Source organism: Paenibacillus sp. 11B (assembly GCF_030487755.1).
GTDB classification, from domain to species: domain Bacteria; phylum Bacillota; class Bacilli; order Paenibacillales; family Paenibacillaceae; genus Paenibacillus; species Paenibacillus vandeheii.
In genome coordinates this window covers 401651-426798 of the sequence record NZ_JAUKNS010000001.1, presented here as the reverse complement: position 1 = coordinate 426798, position 25148 = coordinate 401651, and the positions used below count along the sequence as shown (strand labels likewise).

The window sequence follows — 25148 nt, the reverse complement described above, 5'->3', positions numbered from 1 at the left end:
ATGTACTAGTGCCACGTTCAATCATCATTAAATAAAACAAAAAATGACCCTTATCCAAGGGTCATTTTTTGTTGCTGCTGTTGTATATTTTCATGGATGACCTTCGGTACCTCTTCTAGAGCAGTGATGGTATACATCGATGTCTCGGGATTAGGTTGAAGCTCGACCATGTTGTATTGCCACTCGTTCGGCTGTTTAATATAGATGCTATGGATGCCGGCCGTCACGGCTGGCATAATATCCGTACGCAGTGAATTCCCAATCATCCACGTTGCACGACGCTCAAACGGGCCAGTAGAGAGAATACCTTCAAGTGCCTCAATGTTCTTATGTTGCCGAATGTAGATTCGGTCATCGAAATAAGCCGATAGCTTCATCTGATCAATCTTCCGCTGCTGAATGACAGTTTCTCCGCCCGTGTACAGGTAGAGGGCATGTCCAGCTGATTTAAGATTCTCTAGCGTTTCCACCATATGAGGATAAGGCTCAACCTCTTGGTCATATACACTCATTCCTAATTTGGTGAGGTAAGATTCCTCTTGGGGAGAGGTGGGTTTTGCGAACATCTGGGAGAAGTAACGGTAGGTATCAATAAGGGATTGCGGGAAATGGTGACTTGCAAATCCCAGTTTATTGACCCCGGTTACATCGATCTCCAGCTGTTTCTCCCTAATTTGTTGAACCGTCAGGGCATGTCCGTCAAACCACTCCTGCATGTTCTCGAAGAATTCACCAAGCACCAGATTGAAATATTTATTGCAGTACACAAGTGTATCATCGAGATCAAACAAAATATGTTGTTTTATTATTTTCATATCCAATTCACTCCTTGCAGCCAGCAGCACAGTTGTTCATATTTTATATGCGAATATAAGATTCCAGGAACATGTTCAACTCCGATACGCCATCTGGTCGAATACTGTACTTCTCTTTGCGATTACTGCCGAGCAGATGGGTTCGCAGCAGTCCAGCGATGCGCAGTGCCATAACCTGATCTTTAACCATATCCTCGTCCTTGCCCAGCTCTTCACACATCTCAGCGAGCGACTTTGGTTCACCTGACACGTAACGGAGCAGACGAAGTCTTTCCGGATCGGCCAGGGCATGTGTGAAACGAAGCAAACAGGTTGGTGGTTGGTCTTCATCCTCTTCAGGTGCATCCACAGGATACTGCATAATCATCATGCCCTCATAGAAGCAGTACATATTAATGGGACGGTTGTGAACGGTTGGAAACAGGATAACTTCATCCAGTCCAGGCATCGGTTCAACCAGAACACCCGCAGTAGCGTATTCAATAAGTAATTCAGGTCCCATTTTATCCAGCAGTATGCGCTTCTCTTCAGCATCTTCCTCCAACCAGATACGATAATCCTCACTCATATGCTGGCAGTAATGCTGATCCCAGAGTCGCAAAAGTGGTACATAGCTGTCCCGAATACGTGTAGATTCTTCTATTGTAAGATGGGGTAGCAGAGCAGAAATACGTGCGAACAGCTCTTCGGCTGTCTGTCCTGCAAGCATATCCAGAAAATCAATATTTTCATTGGAATCGTTCCGATAGGCCGCCCATGCAAACAAAACGTCAAAGTCATCAAAAGGCCATGTGGCAGCAGGTGCGAGCGCAGCTCGAACATTGGAACTTAGTTTGCCTTCCACCTCAATGATCCATTCAGGGCCAACATCCAGATGTTGAATCCACTTCTTCGTTACATATACCAAAAAGCTATTGAGCATTTCATATATCGGCGAAACATCGATTTTAACATGATAAGCCATATGATGCAGAATCCTCCCGTCACATCTAAATGTACGCAGCGACTTAAGTACTATTATGGCTTGTTTTGCAGGGCGTTGTCCACTATAATGTTCAAGTCCAGGGCAAAACCCCTGGCGTAACCATGCATGATCATCAGAATAGTTATAACATGCGAAAGGTCGTCAGAGATGGCGATTTTTCTTTGTATGCTTGCAGGAGGAATGATTCTTGTGTCATTGATAACCACCCCAAAATTGTCACATTCAACATCTAACTATCTTATCCTGATAACCGTTATAGTTGTGGCGGGGATCAGCCAGGGGCTTTTATTGCCTGTGCTATCCATATTTTTAGAGCAAAAAGGAGTCTCACCGGGTTTAAACGGATTGAATGCTGCCGCATTGTACGTGGGGTCCTTTGCGATGACCTTGGTGGCCGAACGACTGCTGGGAGCTATCGGTTTCAAAAAGCTGATTATTGGCGGACTGTTATTTGTCATGATTCCCCTAATCCTGTTTCCTTATTTTCCGGATATCAAAATTTGGTTCATTTTACGTCTCGTGGTCGGGATTGGTGATAGTGCACTCCATTATTCTGCCCAGTTGTGGGTACTTCTGGTGACCGCACCCGAAAAACGAGGACGATACATTTCTTTATATGGCATGTCCTATGGTTTGGGATTCAGTATCGGGCCACTGGGAATCAAGCTGCTCGGGTTTGGTGCTGCTGTTCCATTCTGGGTATTGTTTGTTTGTATGGCCGCAGTGCTGGTCCTTGTATTATTGAAGCTTCCCGATACGAAGCCGGAGAAGGCAGAGCATGGACAACTGCCTGAACGCCGTTTCCGTCGCAGTCTGGCCTGGGCATGGTATGCACTGTTGCCTGCTTTATTGTACGGGTACATGGAAGCCGGGATGAACAGCAATTTTCCCGTATACGGACTGCGTATTGGTTTGGATGCCAATCAGATATCGTCTTTGCTGCCATTTGTCGGAATCGGGGGTCTGTTCCTGCAATTACCTCTAGGCATGTTGAGTGACCGTTATGGTCGAAAGCAAACGTTGATGTTTGCCGGTATTACTGGTGGGATCATCTTCATGCTCGTACCATTGGCCGGCACACATTTCTGGTGGACGCTTGTGCTGTTGACCATAGCAGGAGGTCTCGTAGGTTCATTTTTCTCGCTAGGCCTGGCTTATGCCGCAGATATTTTGCCCAAAGCGCTGCTGCCCGCAGCGAACGTTGTGGCCTCATTTCATTTTACAATAGGAAGCATTATTGGACCGAATCTGGGTGGGCAAGTGATCAACTGGATTTCACCCGGAAGTATGTTTATTTTACTTGGATTCATGTATCTTCTTTTTGGTGCAGCAGGTGTATTATTTCATCATAAACCTATGCTTGAATCTGTGGTAAAATAGAAGCTGGTGTTCGCATGGAAATTGATGTCCATTTCCGAGTACACTAGTAGTAGGGAAAAACATGGACAAGAGGAGACATCGCGATGATCAGAGTTGAGGGTTTAAGCAAATCCGTTGGAGCGGATCGGGTTCCGGTTCTGCGGGATATACGATTCGATATGCAACAGGGAGAAATGATCGGCGTAGTAGGCTCAAGTGGAAGCGGAAAAAGCATGCTGCTTAAATGCCTTGCTATGATGGAAAAATGGGACAGTGGTCGATTTACGGTGGATGGAGCCGAGATTATAAAAGAAGGTTGGTCCGGAAAACGGAAAATTAAACGGGAATGGGCATACTTGGAGCAGAATCCGCAATTGTATCCGAGACGTACAGCTTTGAAAAATGTATTGATCGGTCGGTCTGGTCAAACCCCTTTATGGAGAATGGTGACAGGCATGGTTCGTTCCGATGATTATATGGGAGCAATGGATTATCTGGAAGGACTGGGGTTGCTGGATAAAGCACACCAGACGGCAGAGAAGCTCAGTGGTGGCGAGAAGCAGCGTGTTGCGATTGCCAGAGCGCTTGCACATGGTGCAAAAGTTGTTTTGGCGGATGAACCTGTCATTGGGCTTGATCCTCATACAGCAGATACGGTGCTGGAAACGCTGCGCAAATTGTGCGAAGAGGAACGTGCTACCGTAATTGCAGTATTGCCAATTGAATTGGCAGAGAAACATGCAACCCGCATCTGGGGTCTAGCGGAAGGCAAGATTGCTTTTGATATACGGGGACGTCGGTTGACACAGCAAGAAAAAAATATGATTTAAACTATTGAAAAGAGTGATGAATTTGCTTAATTCACGGTGGGGGCGCCTGTTAGCGGGGGGAGCATTAACGATCCTGCTCGGTTCAGTCCTTAGCGGATGTACTGTCATAAGCGATCCTAAGGGTTTGATGAGAAAACCAATGATGTCTACAGATAAGGAAAAATTATTAAATGTGGTTCAGCGGGAACAGCCACCAGAAAGCAAATTAATTCGTCCCAAAGACATGAATAACACCAGTATGATTCGTGTTGAAGACTTAAACGGAGATGGTACTCGGGAAGCCATCGTTTTCTATGAGACCCCGAATGAGAATGTGCGAATTCATGGCATGTTATTGGAGGAGCAGGGGGATTCTTGGGTAAAGAAATTGACATTTGATGTTCCAGGAAATGAACTTCAATCGTTCAAAGTTTTGGACATTACCAATGATGGGAATCCGGATATCATCCTCGGTGTAAGTTTACAAGAACAGAGAGCGTTAACTGCTTATTCTTATAAAGCTGGGGCACTTGAACAAGTATTGGGTGGTGTTCCGTATAACCAATATATTATAGATAATGTTCAAGGGAACACCCTCGACTTAAACGGGGACAAGAAAAATGATTTCGCAATCGTATCTCTGAACAATAGCGGATTTGCATCTATTGCGTTGTATCAGTACGACGAAGGCAGCTTCAAGGAAGTTGACAGAATGCAGACGGATTACACTGTGAAAGAGATATATAATGCTCTCGGTGGTCAGATTGCCAAAGATAAAGTCGGTATCGTACTGGATTCGGAGCTGGATGACCGGAGTACATTCTCACAGATCATATACGTTAAAGATAACAAACTAGTGAATGCTTTTAAATCGCCTGATCAAACCTACAGAGATGACAAAATTTTAAGCGGTGATGTCGATAATGATGGTATTATTGAGTTTGGATTAAAGGAATCGCCAAAAGGATGGGAGCATTATGTATTTGATTCCCGGATGTGGTTTTATACCTTTTATCAATGGGATGGCAAGGATGATAAGAAATTTGTGTCATTCCAATATCGGGATGATGCTGATTTATTCCACTTGAATCTGAAGCCCGAGTGGTATGGGAAGATTACCATTGATACCAAATCGGAAAAAGAAAAATACATTCGTTTCAAAATGATTGATACCGATGAAACCGTAGGTGAAATTAAATATTTCACACTTTCCCAGTGGGAACAGGAAAAAGGAAAAGGTTGGAAGGAGATTACCCGGACAAATGATCGGGTTATTGCTTCGCGCGGTGCACAACTGGATGCCAACGATGGATTGCTTGACAATATACCGCAACTGAATAGAAAGGAAGAACTTAATGAGTAAAGTACTTATTCTTGAGGATGAAGAATCCATCCGCAGTTTTATTGTTATTAATTTGAAGAGAAACGGGTTCGAAGTGCTCGAAGCGGGAGACGGACACGAAGCGCTTCGTATTCTGCAAACCGTTCCAGATATTGATCTAGCTTTGCTGGATGTTATGGTTCCTGGCATTGACGGATTTGAAGTGTGTCGTCGCATTCGTGAAACGAATGAGCGGTTGGGTATTATTTTCCTGACAGCCAAAGTGCAGGAGCAGGACAAGGTATATGCACTCTCGGTTGGAGCAGATGATCACGTAAGCAAGCCGTTCAGTCCCACCGAGTTGATTGCACGCATCCAGTCCTTGTTGCGTCGGGTGAACGTTCACCGGGAGACGGCTGCCAAGGTAACGTTCCAATCGGGACCATTTTCACTGGATTTGATCTCCAAGCAATTCAAGAAGCAGAATGAATTAATTGAGTTAACACCAACCGAATTTTCGTTGATTCAATTCTTCCTGGAGAAAGAAAACACACCGCTTAGTCGAGATGTACTGCTGGATCATGTGTGGGGCAAAGAGTATATGGGTGATCCCAAAATCGTGGACGTAAACATCCGCCGCTTGCGCCAGAAAATTGAAAACAATCCTTCCGAACCTGAATACCTGCAAACTGTATGGGGTCACGGTTATAAATGGAAGGGCCGGGATCAATGATCAAAAAAGGCATCACACGGCAGATCGTACTACATTACTTTATTGTAGTTTTTCTAGCTCTGCTGTTGGTCGAATTCGTATTTATGCTGGCGGTGCAAAGATATTATTACGAAAGTATTTATAATACAATCAGTACCCATATCTCCAATTCAAAGGATTTTTTTGAGCCTCTAGCCCGAGAAAGCAATTCAGAAGATGGGAATAATCTGTCCAAACTACTTGTAAATTTGGAATTATCTAATACAGAACTTGAGATTCTAGATCTGAACGGTCATGTGCTGGCTAGTTCAACTGCTTTTGAATCTGACCGTGCCGTTCTGCAAACGAGTGATATTCAACAGGCTTTAAATGGCGCTATGGGACGTTGGGTAGGCAGACAACCAGCCACAGGGGAACAGGTCATGGCCGTTTCCCACAAGTTTGATCTAGGCGGCGAAAATACGTACGTTGTTCGATACCTAACATCGCTCGAAAATGTAAATTCCAAGTTGTGGTTCATGGGAATGCTTGCGATTGGAGTAGGTGTTGGTGTACTTGCAATTGTCTTGATCATTAGTATTGGTATGGCAAATTCCATAGTACGTCCAATCAACAACATTACGGCAGTGTCCGCTCAGATGGCCCGAGGACGTCTGGATGTTAGAGTTAAGGGGAATTACAAGCATGAATTAGGCGAACTCGCATCCACTCTGAATTTTATGGCACATGAAATTGTGCGCAGTAATCAGATCAAGGACGATTTTATCTCTTCGATTTCTCATGAATTGCGGACACCTCTGACCAGTATCAAAGGGTGGAGCGAAACCCTGGATTCTGGCGGATACGATCCGGATGAGACGAGAATCGGGATGAGTATTATTTCCAAGGAAACCGAGCGTCTGATCGGTCTTGTTGAAGAAATGCTTGATTTCTCCAAGTTGCAGCAAAATCAGATGAAGTTGGTGAAAGGGACAGTCAGCATTCGTGAGATTGTTCAGGAAACCATGTTGAATGTTTGGGCAAAAGCTGAACAAAAACAGATACACCTCAAGTTGGAAAGTGATGAAAATCGGGCTTTCAATGTTTTTGGGGATGGCAATAGGCTGAAACAAGTCTTTCTTAATTTGGTGGATAATGCAATCAAGTTTTCACATGAGAATTCCTGGATCTTCTTAACCGTTAAAGAAGAAGAGGGTCAGATTTTGGCCTCTGTGCAGGATACGGGGATTGGAATCAGTGAAGAGCATCTCATTAAAGTACGTGACCGATTCTTTCAGGTGAATCATCAGAACGGGGGAACAGGGCTGGGACTTGCGATAACTCAGGAACTGGTCGAATTGCATGATGGAACAATCACAATGCAAAGTGAACTCGGGACGGGTACAACTGTCACGGTGTCGTTACCAGCTTTACCGGAGTATGAGACGGTGGTAGATCCCATTTTGCAGAATGATGAAGCCGAAGTGATTGTCGATCCGACAATAACTCAAGCAGAGTCTAATGAGAAAAAGCTTTGAATTCTTTATAAAGATTGTTTTTACATCAAAAAGGCGAGCCATAATGGCTCGCCTTTTCTTTATGTTATGAAGAAAGTTCACCTGTGCGCAGGCGTCCGCTTTTTTCATAAACATCTTTTAGCATACGTACCGGTTGTGTGCGTACAGCCGGTTTGGCGGAAACAATCTCATTAGGTCCGACAACCATAATTTCATCTGCTGTACCTTTGACAATGGCGCCGTCTTTGATAATGGCACCTTCACCAATAATGGCGCGTTCGATATGAACACCACGACCTACCCGTGCATTTGGCATGATCACACTGTCTTTCACCTCAGAACCTTTACCAACTTCGGCTCCGCAGAAAATAACAGAGCGTTCAGCACGGCCATCCATGGCGCAGGATTCATGTATCATGGATTGCAGAAGCTCAGCACGTGTATGACGCGCTTTATATGCACTCGGTTTGGTTCTCCAGTCACGAGTATACATCGGCCAGTCTTCTTTTTGCAGGCTCCAGCCTTCCTCATTGTGAAGCAGATCCATGTGTGCATCCCATAAACTTTTCACCGTACCCACGTCTTTCCAATAACCATTGAAGTTATATACGAAGAGGGGAGTGTTTTCATTCAACATTTGAGGAATTACATCTTTACCGAAGTCATGGCTGGATTCCGGATTAGCGGCATCTTCGAGCAGGTGGCGCTTCAGATATTCCCATTTGAACATGTAAATTCCCATCGACGCCAGATTGCTTTTTGGTTCGGCCGGTTTCTCGGCAAATTCCGTTACTCTCAGATTTTCATCAGCTGCCATAATGCCGAAGCGGTGAGCTTCTTCCCAAGGAACTTCCATAACGGAGATGGTCGCTACCGCTTGGTTAGCTGTATGAGCTTCCAGCATTTCACGATAATTCATATGATAAATATGGTCACCCGACAAAATTAGAACATTTTCGGGGTTTTGTTGGTCGATATAGTCGATATTTTTATAAATAGCATCCGCGGTTCCCAAGTATTCGTCATTTCCTGTATGATAAGATGGAAGTAAGGAAATTCCTGCCTCACTTGAAGTCCCATGTCCCCAAGGTTCTCCGCCACCAATGTGATCATGCAATGAATCAGCTTGGTACTGCGTCAAAACACCTACAGTATCGATGCCTGAGTTTACGCAGTTGCTGAGGGGAAAATCGATAATCCGGTAGTGCCCGCCAAACGGTACAGCGGGTTTTGCGATACTTGAGGTTAAAGGGGCTAATCTCTTCCCCTCTCCTCCCGCCAACAGCATAGCGATGCAATCTTTATTAAACATAATCGTTTCCCTCCCAAGATATTTGTCCAGTGTAGTACATACATAAACGCAATGCGGAGCTATTGAAACGATGTATACTGTAAAAATCCTGAAAAATTACAACATTTTTTTACACACCGCATTTTTCTTTTCAACTTGGCTAGAATGGGGTAATGGTTACTGTTAAATCTATTTTCTGGAGAAGAAGGTGATCTCTTGGCCATTCAACCGTTAGCAAATCCGGAAATTTCGCCGGAGCACATTTATTTATTTCATGAAGGAAACCTTCATCACAGTTATCGAATAATGGGCGCACAGCCTGCGTTCGAAGATGATCGTCAGGGGTACCGTTTTACTGTGTGGGCTCCGAATGCCACAGAAGTAGGCCTGGCTTTAGACCGAAATGGATGGAAAGGTGAACAGGAACCTTTATATAAGATACCCGATTCTGGATTTTGGAGTCGTTTTATTCCGGAAATCGGTGAAGGAACTTTATACAAATTCCGTATATTAACGGAAGATGGTACAGAATTGCTTAAAGCTGATCCTTATGCTTTTCAGGCAGAAGTTCGCCCACGTACGGCATCTGTCACCAGTTCCATTGAAGGTTACAAATGGAATGATGGAGCATGGAGACGCAAACAACGAGGCGTGTATAACAAACCTCTACATATTTATGAAATGCATGCTGGAACCTGGAAAAGGAAAGAAGACGGTTCTCTTTACAGTTATCGTGAAATTGCGGACTTGCTTGTTCCTTATTTATTGGAGATGAAATATACCCATGTAGAGATGATGCCCCTGAGTGAACATCCTTACGACCTTTCGTGGGGATATCAGAACACAGGTTTTTATGCACCAACAAGCCGTTACGGGCAGCCTAAAGATCTGATGTATCTGGTGGATACTCTACATCAGGCGGGAATAGGCGTATTGCTCGATTGGGTCCCTGCACATTTTGCCAAGGATGCTCATGGCTTGCGTTTGTTTGATGGAACCCCTTTGTATGAATATGCTGATCCGCTGTTAGCAGAGAGACCAGGCTGGGGCACCCTCAGCTTTGACTACTCTAAACCCGAGATACGTTCGTTCTTAATTTCCAATGCGCTATACTGGATGGAAATGTACCATTTCGACGGACTCCGGGTCGATGCAGTAACTAGTATGCTCAAATTGGATTTCGAAAAGCAGCCAGGACAATACCGAACCAACAACGAAGGTGGCCTGGAAAACAAGGAAGCTGTTGCTTTTTTGCAGCAGTTGAATGAAACAGTCTTCAAGTACTTTCCATATGCACTGATGATGGCAGAAGAATCCAGTGCATGGCCGATGGTTACGTCGCCAGTGGATCAGGGCGGGCTGGGTTTCAACTACAAATGGAACATGGGTTGGATGAATGACACGCTCGATTACATGGAATCGGATTTTCACGAGCGTCCTTCCAAACATCATTTGCTGACATTCCCGGTCGTATACTCCTTTGCTGAAAATTACGTGCTTCCTCTGTCTCATGACGAGGTCGTTCATGGCAAAAAGTCACTCCTAGACAAGATGCCAGGAACATACGAGCAGAAATTTGCCGGCATGCGTGCCTTTATGGGGTACTTTATGACATTCCCAGGCAAAAAACTGCTGTTTATGGGTGGAGAATTCGGCCAGTTTATCGAATGGAAAGATGAAGATCAACTGGACTGGTTTTTGCTGAACTATGACAGTCACCGTAAACTCCACAAGTTTGAACGGGATCTGTCTGAGCTATACTTGGGCGAAAAAGCTTTGTGGGAGCTTGATCATTCCTTTGACGGTTATGAATGGATCACTCCGGATGATCAGGACCAAAGTGTCATTTCATATGTGCGCAAAGGAAAAAAACCTGCGGATACACTCCTTGTGCTCATTAACTTTCAGCCGATCAAGCGGGAGCGTTACCGGATTGGTGTCATGCGTCCCGGTATGTATACCGAAGTTCTGAACAGTGATCATTCCGATTACGGCGGATCAGGCATTATCAATGATATGCAGCTCACTACTGAAAAGATTCCTTTTCATGGGCAACCACATAGTCTGGAAGTTGTTTTGCCACCGCTAAGCGTAGTTATTTTAAAAAAGAACACACGTCGGAAAACGGATGCATCACCCCTTGAAGTTCAATCCGTCAGATCAAAAGCCAGTACAACTAAAACCAGTAAAACGAAGGATAGCACTGCAGTTAAACCCAAAAGGAGGACGAAGGCATGAATATTCTATTTGCTGCTGCTGAAGTACATCCATTTATTAAAACCGGAGGTCTTGCTGACGTCATTGGTGCGTTGCCACAGGCACTAAAGAAGAGTGGAGCAGATGTTCGTGTCATTTTACCCAAATACAAAAGCATTCCAGATGAATACAAAGAAGCGATGGAGCCTGTCATTACAACGGATGTGCCGCTTGGCTGGCGCAGACCTTATTGTGGAATAGAGATGCTGGTCCATGACGGAATTCCTGTTTATTTTGTGGACAATGAATACTATTTTGGACGGGATGGCGTGTACGGATATATGGATGATGGCGAGCGTTTCGCCTTCTTCAATCGTGCTGTACTGGACGTGTTGCCGCAAATCGAATTCAAGCCGGATGTGCTACACAGTCACGATTGGCATACAGGAATGATTCCTTTACTGCTGGAGGCTCACTACGCACATGATCCGTTTTACAGTGAGATGAGAACCGTATTTACGATACATAACCTGTTATATCAAGGTGTGTTTCCACATGATTTATTCAGTGATCTGCTTGAGCTGGACGATCGCTATTTCACGGCAGATGGCGCAGAATATTACGGTAACGTCAATTTTCTGAAAGCTGGAGTCGTTTTCGCGGACCATGTAACGACCGTCAGCCCTACCTACGCCAAGGAAGTACAAACCTCCTATTATGGCTATGGTCTGGATGGATTGCTCAGTTCTCTGGGGGATCGTTTCACAGGGATTGTCAACGGTATTGATACCAAGAGTTACAACCCGGCAGCGGATAACAAAATTGCAGTTAAATACAGAACGAGCCTGTCCAAGAAAATCGAGAACAAGATCGAACTGCAGAAGGAGTTAGGTCTGCCTTTACGTCCGGATGCCCCACTTATGGTGATGGTTACAAGGCTGGTCGATTCCAAAGGACTGGATTTGGTCTGTCGTGTATTGGATGAATTATTATATTATGATGACATTCAATTCGCAGTATTGGGCACGGGAGATCCGGCTTATGAGCACTGGTTCCGTGAAGCGGCTAATCGTTATCCACTGAAAATGTCTGCCCAGATTACATTCAACGATGGGTTATCCCGCCGATTCTATGCAGGCAGTGATCTGTTCCTGATGCCATCAAGGTTCGAGCCATGTGGTATTAGCCAGATGCTAGCACTCCGTTATGGCAGCGTACCGCTTGTCCGGGAAACAGGGGGTCTGAACGATACGGTGCAGGCATACAATGAATTCAGCGGTGAGGGGAATGGGTTCTCTTTCACCAGCTTTAACGCCCATGACATGATGAATACAATCCGCCGCGCCGAGGCGTTTTACCGACAGCCCGAGCACTGGAAAAAGATCGTGAAAAATGCAATGAGCGGAGACTATAGCTGGAACGTCTCAGCTGAAGAGTATATGGGTATTTATCGCCGCATAACGCTTGAATCTGTGAAATAGTTTGGGACAAATGAGCCGCAGTATATTCGTACTGCGGCTTTTTTGTACGATCATAAGAGGAGGCGAATTTAAAATGAACAACTACATTAATTTTACCTCTACTTACAATCCTAATTTGCAGGCTTTAAGCAGTTCCGACGGTTATGATGCCGTCAAAATGAATGACATGTTTGGTCAGATTATGGGCAATATCGCAGCCGTCCAATCTACGCTGACAGGCAGCATTATTGATGTCAGGAATTTTGCTCCAGGAGATGGAAGTGATCAGACAGCCCAGATCAAAGCTTTTTTTGACTCGGCACAGGAAGGGGATGTTTTATTATTAACGCCAGGGCATTATAAAGTCGTCAAGACGGGCTGGTTCTATACGTTTAGCGGCAGATCCGTGATCATTAAGTCCCTTCCAGGAGCAATCTTGGAGGTCTCGGATCAGGGAATCCGGATTGAAGGCAGCAATCATGTAGAGATAAGTGGTTTGACCTTGGTACGCACGACTCAAGCAGCTTGGAGTAAGAACAAGACAGGGCTGCAGATCGAAAATTCGAGCAATGTATTATTGCAGCACAATGATATCAGCAAGTTTACGGATGGGATCGGAGTCAATGGTTCAAGCAGTCAAGACAATCCCGCCCGAAATGTCGTTATACGAAACAACAAGCTGCATCACTTGGGAGAAGAACCGATTGCAGTTCGGAGTCATTTGGTTTTTGTGGTAATTCGTGAGAATGATTGTCACAGATATCTTGGGGATGGCATTTTGGTCAAGGCAACATGGCATGTTTCGATCACCGACAACTTTCTGCACACCCCTGTATTATCGAGTGATCCAGATTATGCTGCTTTTTCAGGCGGACAGCAAGTGAATAATATGCCTAAAGTCGGTGGTGGGATTACCTGTAACAATGAGGGAGGAGAGACCGGAGCCAAAAACCTGCATATTCATGGCAATAGCCTGATCGGAACAGCATTTGGTGTGGGGCTTATCGGATTCGAAGGCACGTTTGTGACCTCCAATTATTTTTATGATATCAAATTAACTTCTGTCATCTCCGTGTCTTTCTCCTCATCCATATATAATCCAAATAACGTAAGCAACCATCTCTTTGTAATCCAGGGTAACCTGATTGATACCATCACCAGACCAAGTGCTACCGCTGCCATTGAAGCAAAAACGAGTACGGGTGCAGAAGGCATGGACATCGGAATAATATCAGATAACATCATCATTCCAAGAGGGAAACACTGGGGAATTGTCGCGGATGGTCATATTATCGTAAAAGGCAATTATATTGCCGAAGCGGGCATAGCCATGGATATTGCCAATGGAGTGATTGCATCAAGCAACATCATCGAGCCTGGTTTTGAAACGACCAATCCTGACCGAATGGTGAGTTTGCATAATGACTGTACATTTTCTCATAATTCAATTACTGGAAAAGGTACGTGTCTTCAATTACGAGGCTCCAACAATATCATTACTGGAAATCGCTTGAAATATGAAGGGACATGGTGGGCGGTGCATCTGGACATTGTGAATAACACGGTGGAAGGCAACCTCATAAGAGACAACATGCTGATGGTTACCGCAAGTGCGGCGGGACGTTATCTCTTTGGCGCAACTCCTTCGAATAATGGGAAAAACGTAGTGGTTGATTTGGTTAAGGATACTAACGGGACGTTTTATCAGCTCGTCAATGAAATTGTTATGACGGGTGCGAATTCTACGCGATGGAGAATAACCGTGGATGCAAAAGGGGATTTGAAAACGACAAAGTTATAGCTAAGTTCAGTTCTTTGCTAGAAAACTCCTGAAGTATCCGAAGATCATTGAAGGTGTTTTCAATATTTCAGGAGTTTTAGGCATATGATCAGCTCGGTTCCAATTGTCTATACAAAATGCGGTAGCCGTAAGGATCAAGTTTAATATTCATCATGCCATTGGTAGGAACAACGGCATCCTCGGTAAGGGCATCCTTCCAGTCTTTGGTTTCCATCGGATGTGACAGGGTACGTTCTTGCGGAGTATTGTTCATCCACACCGTAAAGTGGAGAGTGTCATCCATACGCTCGTAAATGATGCATGGATCATTGTGATCGGCCTTCAGGAAACGAAAGCGACCTTTGCGCAGCGCTTCATTACTTTTTCGTAAATCAATCATCAGGCGGTAGAAGTCATATAGCTCCTGATCTTGCTTGGCAGGGTCCCACTGCATACATTTGCGGCAATCCGGATCACCTTCTCCACGTAGACCAACCTCATCCCCATAGAATATACAGGGCGTACCAATATAGGTGAAAAGAAATACAACCGACAATTTTAATCTGCGTTTGTCTTCTCCAGCCCGAGTTAGCAGACGTGGGGTGTCATGACTGCACAGCATGTTAAAGATGACTTCATTGGTTTGTTGCGGGTAACGCATAATGAGTGATCCCATCTCGTTTGCGAAGTTATAACCATCCATAGAACCGCAGAAGAATTCGAGTACTTTGTCGGCAAAAGGGTAGTTCATCACGGAATCAAATTGATCCCCCATGAGCCAGGTCAGGGAATCACTCCATACTTCGCCTACAATGTAGGCTTCCGGATTGGCGGTTTTGACCACTTTGCGGAAATCGCGCCAGAAGTGATTATCCACTTCATTGGCTACATCCAGACGCCAGCCGTCGAGTTTAATTTCCTTGATCCAGTATTCAGCGACATCGAGCAGGTATGCTTTGACCTCGGGGTTGGCGGTGTTGAACTTGGGCATATTGCCATAAAATCCAAATGTATCGTAGGTAGGAATACCATCTTTAATCCGCACTGGATATTCATTGATATGAAACCAGTCTGCATATTTGGAGTTTTTGCCGTTCTTCAGTACGTCCTGAAAAGGAGGGAAGTCTTCGCTGCAGTGGTTAAAAACCGCGTCAAGCATGACACGAATCCCACGGCGATGACATTGTTCGGCCACTTTTTTGAGCATATCATTGTCCCCGAAATGCGGGTCTACTTTTTTATAATCAATGGTATCGTATTTGTGGTAGGAGTTTGCTTGAAATAGCGGGGTAAAGTAAATCGCATTGACACCGAGTTTAGTTAGATCGTCCAGGTGATTGAGCACACCTTGCAGGTCTCCGCCAAAGTAGTTATCCAGTTCAGGTCGGCCACCCCATTCCTGGGTTCCTTCCGGGTTCAGATCGGGATTGCCATTGGCAAACCTTTCCGTCATGATCTGATAGAACACGGCTTCCTTGGCCCATTCGGGAACTTTAAATACATCAATTTCATGAATGTAGGAAAATTCATAATATCCTCCGGTAGCATATGGGAGAGCATAATGAATTCCGTTGTCAGCGAGATAAATATTCTCGGTACCGGCGGTAATGCGGAAGATGTAAGTCAGACGTTTGAATTTGGGCTTAACTGCAGTTTCCCAGTAATCAAACATACTGTCGGAAGCAGCTTTCTCCAATTGAATTTCCTTATAGGTTCCATTCCAATCGTATTTATCACCAGTCAGTGCAGTCACATATTGTACATCGTCTCTCTTCGTTCGTACACGCAGGTGGATTGTCGAGGGATTATAAGCATAAGCCCATTTATCGCGGGGAACGTGATACATCGCTTCGAGCAGCATGACAACACCTCCTGATTTTAAGATAAAGTTATAGCTATAAATAACCAAGTTAGACAGCATTTGAACCATGTAAACAGCGTGGGATGCAAAAATTTCAACATTTTTCAACGCTTTCTTTTCACAGCATTTCCAGCTGGTGTCCGTATATACGTGTTTATTATAAACCAAAAGGGTGCTCCTTAAGACCTTATATGCAGGTCTTGCGGAACACCCTAGTAATATATACAGTAGTTTGCGAAAAACTTAGCGACTTGCTTGCTTAAACTCGGTTTGAATGGTTTGCAGCAGCTCAGGCTTTGTAAGAACATCATAAGCAGTTGCAGCAATTGCCTTGGCTCCAAGAATCATGCCATCCAAGGCCCGTTCCTGTAGTGCCAAATCACGGAATTCAATGGAATGGAGGGTATGAACTTCGTCCACAACACGAATATAAGGGTGAATTGCAGGACAGCGCAAGGAAACGTTGCCGATATCCATGGAACCATGATCGTTACCCGTTACGATTTCCTCTTGAGAAATACCGAGCTCTAGCAGATTAGCACTGAAAGCGGCAGATAACGTTTCATTTGTAACCATTTCATCATAGGAAGTCTCGTAATTGGATGTAACCAGACGGCACCCGGTTTGGAGAGCAGAGCCTTCGGCAATCTGAATCACACGTTGGGTCAGGATATTTAATTCTTTTCTGGTCGAAGCACGTACATAGAACTGGGCCGAAGCATAATCAGGAATGATGTTGGCTGCCTGTCCTCCGCTATTAATAACCCCGTGGATTCGAACCGTACTCTTCACTTGTTGGCGGAATGCATTAATCCCATTAAACGTCTGGATGACCGCATCCAGTGCATTGATGCCTTCATGTGGACTTGCAGCAGCATGTGAAGATTTCCCATGGAATTCAAATTGTACGGCATCAATAGCCAGGGAACTGCCCGATTTCTCATAGGCGTAATAAGGATGAGCCATCAGCGCAACATCACAGTCATCAAATAACCCTGCCTCAGCCATAGGCACTTTGGCGCCCCGGGTTTCTTCCGCTGGTGTACCGAATACTTTCAATGTACCGCCTACTTCATCGAGTATGGACTTCAGACCTACCGCAGCTCCGAGGCTCATCATGCAGATTAGATGATGGCCACAGGCATGACCGATTTCAGGCAGTGCATCATACTCACAGAGAAGGGCAATAGTCGGACCAGGTTTGGATGCAGCATATGTACCGATAAATGCAGTGTGCAAGCCAAGAACAGGAGCTTCTACGGAAAAACCATGGAAGACAAGTTCTTCCCTTAACCGAGCAGAGGCGAGATATTCTTCATTACCAAGTTCGGGATTGGCACCGATGTATGATGAAATCTCCTTAAAACGGGAAGCATATTGATCAATTACAGTTAGAATTTGAGTTTTGGTATGTGTCATGGTGGACTCCTTAAGCAAAAATGAAAATAATTTAATAATTATATCATAGATGCAGTTATTTTTCAGAAACTAGTCAAGATTTATAATGTCGAAATGCATTGCATAATCATGCATTCTACTTTATAATGACTCAGGCATCAACAACAGAAAGCATACAAAGTATTATAAGGGGAGAACAGGGTTGAAATTGATTAGTCGTTACACCATGATGCTGATAGCTCTTGTGGTTTTGCTAACTACGGTTACACCGGTTGCGTCGGCAACGGGAACTACAGGCGACTCAGGCAGTAAAAAGCTGGTGCTCGGTACAAGCGCCGATTTTGCACCATATGAATTCCATAAAGTCATTGATGGTAAAGATCAAATTGTCGGCTTTGATATTTCGATTGCCAAAGAAATTGCTGCCGATCTTGGGGCAGAACTTGTAATAGAGGATATGGGTTTTGACGGACTTCTTCCTGCATTGCAGAGTGGTCGTGTGGATATGGTCATCTCGGGAATGACGCCAACGGATGAGCGTAAAAAAAGCATCGACTTCTCCGATACCTATTATAAATCGAAACAAGTTATCATGATTCGCAATGAGGATAAAGACAAATATTCAACCATGGCTGATCTGGAAAATGAAAAAATTGGAGTCCAAAAAGGTTCCATTCAGGAAACGATTGGTCAGGGAATCCCAGGCGCCAAACTGACAGCACTTGATAAAATATCTGATATCGTACTGCAATTACAGACCAATCGTGTGAATGCTGCGATCGTCGAAGATACAGTAGCTGCCGGCTATCTGGATGATGTTATCGGACTATCTGCTGCGATCCCGGATGAAGAGCAGGTCGAAGCGGCGATCGGGATTCGCAAGGGCAATACGGAATTACTGAATGCAGTCAACGGAACGCTCGAACGTCTGAAAAACGAAAATAAAATCGATCAGATGGTTACAGAAGCAAGCCAGTTGATGGCAGACAAGGTTAATAAAAGCCAAAACATTTTTGAAGTGTTCTGGCAGTACAAAAGCTTCTATGCGACAGGTGTGGGCTATACGCTCTTACTGTCTGCTCTCGGTGTAATATTCGGGGTCATTATTGGTTTGATCATCTGTCTGTTCCGTCTGCATGACGTCGCAATTCTGCGCTGGCTCGGAACAGCTTATGTTGAGGTTATTCGTGGTACACCAATGCTGGTTCAATTGATGATTATCTACTATGGACTTGCGTTGACACTTGGTATTAATTTTACGCCGCTTCAGGCGGGTATTATTACCCTTTCCATTAATAGTGGTGCCTATCTTGCCGAGATTTTCCGTGCAGGTATACAGGGTGTGGATCGCGGCCAGCTGGAAGCAGCCCGTTCCCTGGGGATGGGAAGAGGCGCCGCAATGCGCTACATCATCCTTCCACAAGCGTTCAAAGCGGTGTTGCCGGCGATCGGTAATGAGTTCGTGACAATTATCAAGGAATCCTCCATTATCTCGGTTATCGGTATGGTGGACATTATGTACCAGGCAAGTGTGGTCAAAAACATTACGTACCAAGGAATGAACCCATTCCTGATTGCAGCAGCCATTTACTTTGTGCTGACGTTCATTTTGTCCAAGCTGATGGGTCGACTGGAAAGGAAGTTGAGTGCAAGTGATAGACGTTAGACAATTACACAAATCATATGGAAGCAACGATGTGCTTAAGGGCATCAACGTAACAATAGGCAAAGGTGAGGTTGTCGTGGTCATCGGTCCGTCCGGATCTGGGAAAAGTACCTTCTTACGTTGTCTGAATCTACTGGAGCAGCCTACTTCTGGGGAGATTGATTTTGAGGGAGTATCGATCACGGGTCCCAAACATAACATTAATGCGACTCGTGAAAAAATGGGGATGGTATTCCAGCATTTCAATCTGTTTCCACATAAAACGGTGCAGCAGAACATTACGATTGCTCCCATTAAAGTGAAAAAACAGTCTGCACAAGAAGCGGAACAAATCTGTGAAGATTTGCTCAAAACGGTTGGCTTGTCCGACAAAAAAGATGCCTATCCAAACCAGCTGTCCGGTGGACAGAAACAACGGATAGCTATTGCAAGGGCACTTGCGATGCAGCCGCATGTTATGCTGTTTGATGAACCTACCTCTGCACTGGACCCTGAAATGGTCGGTGAAGTGTTGGATGTCATGAAACGCCTTGCAGTAGGCGGCATGACCATGGTCATCGTGACTCATGAAATGGGCTTTGCCCGTGAAGTAGGTGACCGCATTCTGTTTATGGATGGCGGGGTTATTGTAGAAGAAGGAACGCCGGATGAAGTGTTTGGTCAACCCAAACATGCACGTACACGTGACTTCCTCGCTAAAGTGCTTTAATACAACCAAATCCTAAAGGATGATGGTCAAGGTGGAAACAAAAATTCGTTCTGCGGATGAGAGTTCATCCGATTCATGCATCCCTGTCGACGCCCAGTCGGCAGGGATGTTTTGTTATGTGAGGATACGAACAGATTTACATAAAAAGTAACGTTTCTGTCATCAATGATTTAAGTCCAAATAGACAATTTATTGAAAAAAGTCGCTTGAATTCAGCATAAAAGTTGAAGTGAATTAGCCAGATGGTAACATTTACTACGACTCTTGGTTACAAAATTGTGATATATTTGTTCCTGCCGAAACTTCCGGAGGTGGGAGTGTGGGGGATGTAACGATGCAGAGTGTGCTTGGGGAAGAATCATTTGCACACGGCTTGGGGTGAATTAGGGCTACATAAATTATTCATGTAATTGAACCTATAGGGTGGTTTCCTCCATCCGAATCCGACAACTAACTTCGCAGGCATAATGAGGGAGGAAGACCATGATTAACAAGAAACGTATAGCCAAAACAGCAACAGCTTTGCTGACAGCAGCAATGCTCATTCAAGCCGTTCCGGCTCATGCTGATTCAGTTCATGTGGCCAAAGAGGGGGATACCTTCTACACCTTATCCAAACAATATGGAGTTGGACTTAACGCACTTATTAAAGCTAACAATGACATTTCAGCCTACAACATTTATGGGGGATTGAAAATTACGATCCCTGGTAACACAACGAACACAGCTTCTGCTGCAGCAGCAAAAACAGAGGCCAAAACGGTGACTGCCGCAAGTCTTGACGTAAATTCGGATAGCAAGGTGGTACAGGCCTGGGGGAAAACGTTTGATTACAGCAAAACTGTCGACGTAAAAGCAACAGCATACTCCGCGGATGCTTCCGAAAATGGAGGATGGGGTGCAGTAGATTACTTCGGTAATCCGCTCGAACTTGGCACGATCGCAGTAGACCCTAGTATCATTCCACTGGGTACAAAAGTACTGGTAACGGGTCATACACATCCAGGACTACCTAAACAGGCATTTGTTGCTACAGCCCGTGATGTGGGTGGTGCCATCAAAGGCCATAAAATTGATATCTTTATTCCTGGCAGCAAGCAATCCGTGAACACATTTGGTATTCAGGATGTTGAACTTTACATTTTGAAATAAAATCAAAAGAGTAGCTGCACATGAACATGTGAGACTACAACTGAACCTACATCAAACCGTAAAGGGTGTCCTTCAATCACAATATTGTGATTGAAGGACACCCTTTTGCATATCCGATTTCTGTAGCAACCCAAGCTGCTGGCGCTGCTGCTGAACGCGCTGCGCAGCGAATCTTGATCCTACTTGCCCTTGGGCAGTTCCAACAGTTCATCCAAAGTTACGAGCTCATACCCGCGGTTTCGCAGCTCCTCGATGACTTCAGGCAACGCCTCAATAGTACCATTTAATATCGATCCGACCCCGCCTCCTGCATGCTGCAGAACAATGGAACCAGGTTTGACGGCAGACAGGATGTTTTGTTTGACTTCCTCTTTGGAGAGACCCTTCCAGTCCAGGGAATCGACGTTCCAGTTCACAATGCTGTAATGTTGTTTGGCCGCCCATTGCAGCTGCTGCTCGTTAATGTCGCCATAGGGTGGACGAATCATTTTGGGTGTGTAACCTACCAGATTGCGAATAATATCCCCGGTATGTAAGATTTGTTTGCGAAATGCATTCATGGATAGCTTACTGAACTGGGGGTGATTGTAGCTGTGATTGCCAACAATATGCCCTTCCTTCACCATGCGTTTCACCAAATCCGGATGTTTCTCAGCGCGATGTCCCACGATGAAGAAGGTAGCCCGTACCTTGTATTTTTTTAAAATATCCAGCACTTGAGGGGTGAACCGCGGATCAGGTACATCATCAAAAGTCAGTGCGACCTTTTTTGTTGAAGGGCCGTTGGTTTTGAACGTATCCGCATATTTCTGTCTGAGCTGTCCCAGTGTCAGCTGTTCCTCTTCGGAAGAATCAGACTTCGAAGCAGGTTCGGTTTGCGGGCTTGTAGATGCCCATATCTGAGCAGGGGCGTAACTTCCTCCCAGAAGAATGAACATGATGGATATCATTATGAGGCGTATGCGCATGTTAGTGCCTCCTTTTCCCAAATTGCGTTCTCTTTGGTATGCCCGGGGGGATCCGTATTTATGCATGATGTGAGATGTTTCATTGTTGATTCATTAAATTGTAGCCATAATTCCACCATATATATTACATATAGAAAAGGACAGGTGGAGCAGGATGAATACATACGATTTAAATTCCGTTCGTTTACAGGTGATTGAGGCAGGGGAAGACAAAGTGTTTATGGTAACTGGAGGAAGATCACATATTGGGGCGGTAGCAACATTTTATCCGGACCGGGAACGGGTGAACGGGGCTACGGTGCATATCCCTGGGCATAAAGAACAAGAGCTGTGCGAGAGACTTGCACGTAGAGCTTCTCTGCATTTAAAGGTAACCGTGACTGTGATTATGGGCATTCACTTTGATGCTATTACGCGAATGCAGATTGATGAGATTGTGCAGACTGCAGAGAAGCTGCTGGATGAAGAGCTGTTGAGCCAAACCGGTCCACTGATCCAATAGCTCCAGGTAGGCTAAGTAGCTAAAATCGTTTTTTAAGATTTTTTTTGTTAAAATTGAAACGAGTAGAACATTGCCACGTATGTATGATTATATACAAGGATGAACTATCGACTAGGAGGAATACCATAATGTCCATTTTCAAACGATTGCGCGATTTAACGATGTCTAACATTAATTCCATTATTGACAAGGCAGAAGATCCAATCAAGATGACAGATCAATATATCCGGGATATGCAGGAAGATCTGGAAGATGCGGAGAAAGCTGTTGCCGCACAGATTGCTATTGAGAAGAAATTTAAGCAACTGTTCGAAGAACAGGAAGCTCTCGTGAAGAAACGTGAAGAGCAAGCACATACAGCTGCGCGTGCACAGAATATGGATCTGGCCCGTCGGGCACTGGAAGAGAAAAAAGTCGCTGAAGAGAAGATGGCTGAATACAAAACAAGCTATGATCAAAATAAAGCGTCTGCCGATAACCTTCGTGGCAAGCTGGACGAAATGCGCAAACAATTGACGCAAATGAAAAATAAACGCGAAACATTGGTTGCGCGCTACAATGCAGCAAAAGCTCAAACCGAAATCAACAAGGCACTGAACGGATTTGGTTCAGATACTGCTAGTGCCGGCATGAAGCGTATGGAAGAAAAAATGATGCAGATGGAAGCTCAGGCTGAAGCCAGCAATGAAATGTCGTCCAAAGGAAAATCGCTGGATGATGAGTTTGAGAAGCTGGGCAAGGATCAGGCTGTTGAGGATGAACTGGCAGCGTTGATGAAGCAATACGAAAATAAGAACTAAACCTTGTATGTAAGCAGGGCACCAGCGGAGGAGAGACCAGCGTTTCTCCTTCGCTTTTAATTGCGGTTCATGTTGATATGTGGGGGCTATGGTAATGGATTTGAACATTTTGGCAATGCTGGTCTGGACGTTATCGGGTTCGGTTTTGCTGTTTGTCTTGATGTATGTGGATTCGTTGTTCACGAAGTATAAGGATTTTGCCGAAGTAAAGGCGGGCAATATGGCTGTTACGACACGTATGGTAATGAAGCTGTTTGCTCAGGGTTATGTACTTGCTACCTCCATTTCGACAGCGGGTCACCTTGGAGAAGCGTTGTTGGTATCCGTAGTTTCATTTATTATTTTGCTTATTCTGGAGAGTGTGGTTCACTATATGATTCGGAGATGGGCGAACCTGGATCTGGATACGGGAATACAGCAGGGCAAGACAGGTTATGGCTTGTTCTCGGGTGCACTTCATATCGTGGGCGCATTAATTATTGCAGCTTGTTTATAAGATAAAGAACAGGAGTAATGGGCATGAGTGTGTGGAAACGGATTAAAGGAATACTAGCCAAACCTGAACCGCCCCAGGCAGAGAAAACAATGCTTCAGCTGGCACCTGGTGATATCTGTGAGGTTTCGCTGGTTACTTATGAAGTTGTTGGGCGGGTACATCATCGAGCACGGAATGCGGCAGTCCTCACGTTGCAGGATGGTACGTCTATCCGACATTTGCATATAGAAGAACGGGAAATGACCCGATATGCCCTCTATACACCAATTGATGGTCGTCTTGATGCACCGGATGAGGTGCCTACGTTACTGGATCTGGATGGACGTGCGTATCATCTGGAGGAAGAATACGGAGGAATGGTAACCACTACTGGCAGGACACCCTATGGTCAGGCTGGCGAACAATTAGTATGGCAATATCAGTCTGATGATAACATGCTTTTGCGTGTGGAGTGGCAAGACAGAAGATTTACGCTGTATGAGGGTGAGTCCATTCTTCCTGCGGATATCAAAGTGATTCGTTCGAGCTAGGAGAGGTTCCAATGAAAAAGCGCTTGGCACATGGATTAAAATTAATGCTGGTCCTCAGCCTTGTGATGTCGCTGCTGTCCGCGTGCGGAGCACCTTCCGTTCAGGACACATACCCGCTGGAATCGGTCAGCGGCAGTGGTAACACGACATCCTATGTGTACCGAGCTGCCGATCGTACCGTTCCAGAGGTCGCGCAGGAATTATCTGAACAGCGGAAGCCGGATCAGATCTCGGCGGAAAATACAGAGCGGATGTTCCTGGTATATCAGGACCAGTATTATCATTTGCAGCAAGATCCGAATAAAGCGGAAGACACCTTGGTTGAGGTGGATTCCAAGGAATATGTTCGGCAGAATTATGATTCGTCCTTTTTGCAAGGGTACTTAACCGCAACATTAATCGGTAGCTTGTTTGATTCTTTTGGGGGCAGCGGGTCTGGTAAGTATCGGGGATATACGAATAAAGACACGTACAAACCGAGTGCAGGTTCCTATCGAACACCGACGAGCAGCGATAAAAAGGTTGCCCCGCCCATTACTGTTGACCGTAAAGGGTCGATTACCCGGCGAGGCAGTGACAAGGATTCGAGCGTAGGCTCCGGTGGTGGATTATTCAGCCGAAATAAGGAGCAAAGCAAAGGCACAATTGATCGCAATAAAAGCAGTGGTGGCCTTGGCGGATTGTTTGATTCACCGAAGAGCTCTTATAAAAAGCCCAAAACGAGGGTTGGGGGCGGCCGAATTATGAGGCGTAGGTAGTACTACTCATAATCGGCGGTCCGCAATATTATTCGCAGAAGAACAGTGAAAAGGTAAAGTGGAGCGAGCTCTGCCACTGCAATA

22 protein-coding genes and 1 riboswitch are annotated in these 25148 nt (G+C 45.0%); of the genes, 16 read left to right on the top strand and 6 right to left on the bottom strand.

Annotated features, from left to right (window positions below):
• Positions 1-50: 50 nt before the first annotated feature.
• The gene (locus Q0V21_RS01875) at positions 51-815 is read right to left on the bottom strand and encodes an HAD family hydrolase (protein ID WP_301877315.1); all 765 of its coding nucleotides are present in this window, start codon (positions 813-815) and stop codon (positions 51-53) included.
• 43 nt (positions 816-858) lie between these two features.
• Positions 859-1779: an ArsR/SmtB family transcription factor gene (locus tag Q0V21_RS01870; RefSeq protein ID WP_024634000.1), complete on the bottom strand. Its 921-nt coding sequence runs from the start codon at positions 1777-1779 to the stop codon at positions 859-861.
• Between the two features lie 201 nt (positions 1780-1980).
• On the opposite strand from Q0V21_RS01870, the gene Q0V21_RS01865 reads away from it, so the two are divergent.
• The 5 genes from Q0V21_RS01865 (at position 1981) to Q0V21_RS01845 (ending at position 7518) form a co-directional block, all read left to right on the top strand.
• Positions 1981-3180 (top strand): MFS transporter, encoded by a 1200-nt coding sequence (locus Q0V21_RS01865; protein ID WP_443145628.1) that lies wholly within the window; start codon positions 1981-1983, stop codon positions 3178-3180.
• A gap of 83 nt (positions 3181-3263) precedes the next feature.
• Positions 3264-3989, top strand: coding sequence for a phosphonate ABC transporter ATP-binding protein (locus Q0V21_RS01860; RefSeq protein ID WP_079349217.1), 726 nt, complete (start codon positions 3264-3266; stop codon positions 3987-3989).
• Positions 3990-4128: 139 nt separating this feature from the next.
• Positions 4129-5331, top strand: coding sequence for a hypothetical protein (locus tag Q0V21_RS01855; RefSeq protein WP_301877311.1), 1203 nt, complete (start codon positions 4129-4131; stop codon positions 5329-5331).
• The gene (locus Q0V21_RS01850) at positions 5324-6022 is read left to right on the top strand and encodes a response regulator transcription factor (RefSeq protein ID WP_024634004.1); all 699 of its coding nucleotides are present in this window, start codon (positions 5324-5326) and stop codon (positions 6020-6022) included. Before Q0V21_RS01855 ends, Q0V21_RS01850 begins: the two co-directional genes overlap by 8 nt.
• A complete protein-coding gene (locus tag Q0V21_RS01845) occupies positions 6019-7518 on the top strand; it encodes a sensor histidine kinase (RefSeq protein ID WP_301877307.1) in 1500 nt (499 codons plus the stop codon). Before Q0V21_RS01850 ends, Q0V21_RS01845 begins: the two co-directional genes overlap by 4 nt.
• 64 nt (positions 7519-7582) lie before the next feature.
• Here the strand turns inward: Q0V21_RS01845 and Q0V21_RS01840 are convergent, their stop codons facing one another.
• On the bottom strand, positions 7583-8809 hold the full coding sequence (locus Q0V21_RS01840) for a glucose-1-phosphate adenylyltransferase (protein ID WP_301877306.1): 1227 nt from the start codon (positions 8807-8809) through the stop codon (positions 7583-7585).
• Between the two features lie 195 nt (positions 8810-9004).
• Here Q0V21_RS01840 and glgB point away from each other — a divergent pair, with 195 nt between their 5' ends.
• From glgB to Q0V21_RS01825, 3 genes are all read left to right on the top strand, one after another.
• Positions 9005-11026, top strand: a complete 2022-nt coding sequence (glgB, locus tag Q0V21_RS01835) for a 1,4-alpha-glucan branching protein GlgB (protein WP_301877304.1) — start codon at positions 9005-9007, stop codon at positions 11024-11026.
• Positions 11023-12465 carry a glycogen synthase GlgA gene (gene glgA / locus Q0V21_RS01830; protein ID WP_301877303.1) on the top strand — a complete coding sequence of 481 codons (1443 nt, stop codon included), beginning with the start codon at positions 11023-11025 and terminating at the stop codon, positions 12463-12465. Before glgB ends, glgA begins: the two co-directional genes overlap by 4 nt.
• Positions 12466-12538: 73 nt before the next feature.
• A complete protein-coding gene (locus Q0V21_RS01825) occupies positions 12539-14245 on the top strand; it encodes a right-handed parallel beta-helix repeat-containing protein (RefSeq protein WP_301877302.1) in 1707 nt (568 codons plus the stop codon).
• 88 nt (positions 14246-14333) lie between these two features.
• Here Q0V21_RS01825 and Q0V21_RS01820 read toward each other — a convergent pair whose 3' ends face one another.
• Positions 14334-16085, bottom strand: coding sequence for an alpha-glycosidase (locus tag Q0V21_RS01820; RefSeq protein ID WP_301877301.1), 1752 nt, complete (start codon positions 16083-16085; stop codon positions 14334-14336).
• A gap of 243 nt (positions 16086-16328) precedes the next feature.
• On the bottom strand, positions 16329-17504 hold the full coding sequence (locus Q0V21_RS01815; RefSeq protein ID WP_079349210.1) for a M20 family metallopeptidase: 1176 nt from the start codon (positions 17502-17504) through the stop codon (positions 16329-16331).
• Between the two features lie 181 nt (positions 17505-17685).
• On the opposite strand from Q0V21_RS01815, the gene Q0V21_RS01810 reads away from it, so the two are divergent.
• From Q0V21_RS01810 to Q0V21_RS01800, 3 genes are all read left to right on the top strand, one after another.
• Positions 17686-19149, top strand: a complete 1464-nt coding sequence (locus tag Q0V21_RS01810) for an ABC transporter substrate-binding protein/permease (protein ID WP_301877300.1) — start codon at positions 17686-17688, stop codon at positions 19147-19149.
• Complete coding sequence (locus Q0V21_RS01805) at positions 19136-19858, top strand: amino acid ABC transporter ATP-binding protein (RefSeq protein WP_024634013.1); 723 nt, start codon at positions 19136-19138, stop codon at positions 19856-19858. Before Q0V21_RS01810 ends, Q0V21_RS01805 begins: the two co-directional genes overlap by 14 nt.
• Positions 19859-20142: 284 nt before the next feature.
• A riboswitch (cyclic di-AMP (ydaO/yuaA leader) is annotated at positions 20143-20339 on the top strand.
• 2 nt (positions 20340-20341) lie between these two features.
• Positions 20342-21010, top strand: coding sequence for a 3D domain-containing protein (locus tag Q0V21_RS01800; RefSeq protein WP_079349208.1), 669 nt, complete (start codon positions 20342-20344; stop codon positions 21008-21010).
• 179 nt (positions 21011-21189) lie between these two features.
• On the opposite strand, the gene Q0V21_RS01795 is transcribed toward Q0V21_RS01800, so the two are convergent.
• Positions 21190-21978, bottom strand: coding sequence for a polysaccharide deacetylase family protein (locus Q0V21_RS01795; RefSeq protein ID WP_079349207.1), 789 nt, complete (start codon positions 21976-21978; stop codon positions 21190-21192).
• Between the two features lie 154 nt (positions 21979-22132).
• Here Q0V21_RS01795 and lpdD point away from each other — a divergent pair, with 154 nt between their 5' ends.
• From lpdD to Q0V21_RS01770, 5 genes are all read left to right on the top strand, one after another.
• Positions 22133-22480 (top strand): prenylated flavin chaperone LpdD, encoded by a 348-nt coding sequence (gene lpdD, locus Q0V21_RS01790; protein ID WP_079349206.1) that lies wholly within the window; start codon positions 22133-22135, stop codon positions 22478-22480.
• 128 nt (positions 22481-22608) lie between these two features.
• Complete coding sequence (locus Q0V21_RS01785) at positions 22609-23280, top strand: PspA/IM30 family protein (protein ID WP_024634017.1); 672 nt, start codon at positions 22609-22611, stop codon at positions 23278-23280.
• Positions 23281-23374: 94 nt separating this feature from the next.
• Positions 23375-23776 (top strand): DUF350 domain-containing protein, encoded by a 402-nt coding sequence (locus tag Q0V21_RS01780; RefSeq protein WP_024634018.1) that lies wholly within the window; start codon positions 23375-23377, stop codon positions 23774-23776.
• A 23-nt stretch (positions 23777-23799) separates the two neighbouring features.
• Positions 23800-24306: a DUF4178 domain-containing protein gene (locus tag Q0V21_RS01775; RefSeq protein ID WP_079349204.1), complete on the top strand. Its 507-nt coding sequence runs from the start codon at positions 23800-23802 to the stop codon at positions 24304-24306.
• Between the two features lie 11 nt (positions 24307-24317).
• On the top strand, positions 24318-25064 hold the full coding sequence (locus Q0V21_RS01770) for a DUF4247 domain-containing protein (RefSeq protein WP_024634020.1): 747 nt from the start codon (positions 24318-24320) through the stop codon (positions 25062-25064).
• Positions 25065-25148: the final 84 nt, after the last annotated feature.

Bases quoted from the DNA above. Each gene is read 5' to 3' on its own strand.
- Q0V21_RS01855 (WP_301877311.1), top strand. From the start codon at position 4,129: ATGATGTCTACAGATAAGGAAAAATTATTAAATGTGGTTCAGCGGGAA.
- Q0V21_RS01815 (WP_079349210.1), bottom strand. From the start codon at position 17,504: ATGACACATACCAAAACTCAAATTCTAACTGTAATTGATCAATATGCT.
- Q0V21_RS01780 (WP_024634018.1), top strand. From the start codon at position 23,375: ATGGATTTGAACATTTTGGCAATGCTGGTCTGGACGTTATCGGGTTCG.
- Q0V21_RS01860 (WP_079349217.1), top strand. From the start codon at position 3,264: ATGATCAGAGTTGAGGGTTTAAGCAAATCCGTTGGAGCGGATCGGGTT.
- Q0V21_RS01840 (WP_301877306.1), bottom strand. From the start codon at position 8,809: ATGTTTAATAAAGATTGCATCGCTATGCTGTTGGCGGGAGGAGAGGGG.
- Q0V21_RS01775 (WP_079349204.1), top strand. From the start codon at position 23,800: ATGAGTGTGTGGAAACGGATTAAAGGAATACTAGCCAAACCTGAACCG.
- Q0V21_RS01870 (WP_024634000.1), bottom strand. From the start codon at position 1,779: ATGGCTTATCATGTTAAAATCGATGTTTCGCCGATATATGAAATGCTC.
- Q0V21_RS01875 (WP_301877315.1), bottom strand. From the start codon at position 815: ATGAAAATAATAAAACAACATATTTTGTTTGATCTCGATGATACACTT.
- Q0V21_RS01820 (WP_301877301.1), bottom strand. From the start codon at position 16,085: ATGCTGCTCGAAGCGATGTATCACGTTCCCCGCGATAAATGGGCTTAT.
- Q0V21_RS01770 (WP_024634020.1), top strand. From the start codon at position 24,318: ATGAAAAAGCGCTTGGCACATGGATTAAAATTAATGCTGGTCCTCAGC.
- Q0V21_RS01795 (WP_079349207.1), bottom strand. From the start codon at position 21,978: ATGCGCATACGCCTCATAATGATATCCATCATGTTCATTCTTCTGGGA.
- Q0V21_RS01785 (WP_024634017.1), top strand. From the start codon at position 22,609: ATGTCCATTTTCAAACGATTGCGCGATTTAACGATGTCTAACATTAAT.
- Q0V21_RS01865 (WP_443145628.1), top strand. From the start codon at position 1,981: ATGATTCTTGTGTCATTGATAACCACCCCAAAATTGTCACATTCAACA.
- Q0V21_RS01850 (WP_024634004.1), top strand. From the start codon at position 5,324: ATGAGTAAAGTACTTATTCTTGAGGATGAAGAATCCATCCGCAGTTTT.
- Q0V21_RS01800 (WP_079349208.1), top strand. From the start codon at position 20,342: ATGATTAACAAGAAACGTATAGCCAAAACAGCAACAGCTTTGCTGACA.
- glgA (WP_301877303.1), top strand. From the start codon at position 11,023: ATGAATATTCTATTTGCTGCTGCTGAAGTACATCCATTTATTAAAACC.
- Q0V21_RS01845 (WP_301877307.1), top strand. From the start codon at position 6,019: ATGATCAAAAAAGGCATCACACGGCAGATCGTACTACATTACTTTATT.
- Q0V21_RS01825 (WP_301877302.1), top strand. From the start codon at position 12,539: ATGAACAACTACATTAATTTTACCTCTACTTACAATCCTAATTTGCAG.
- lpdD (WP_079349206.1), top strand. From the start codon at position 22,133: ATGAATACATACGATTTAAATTCCGTTCGTTTACAGGTGATTGAGGCA.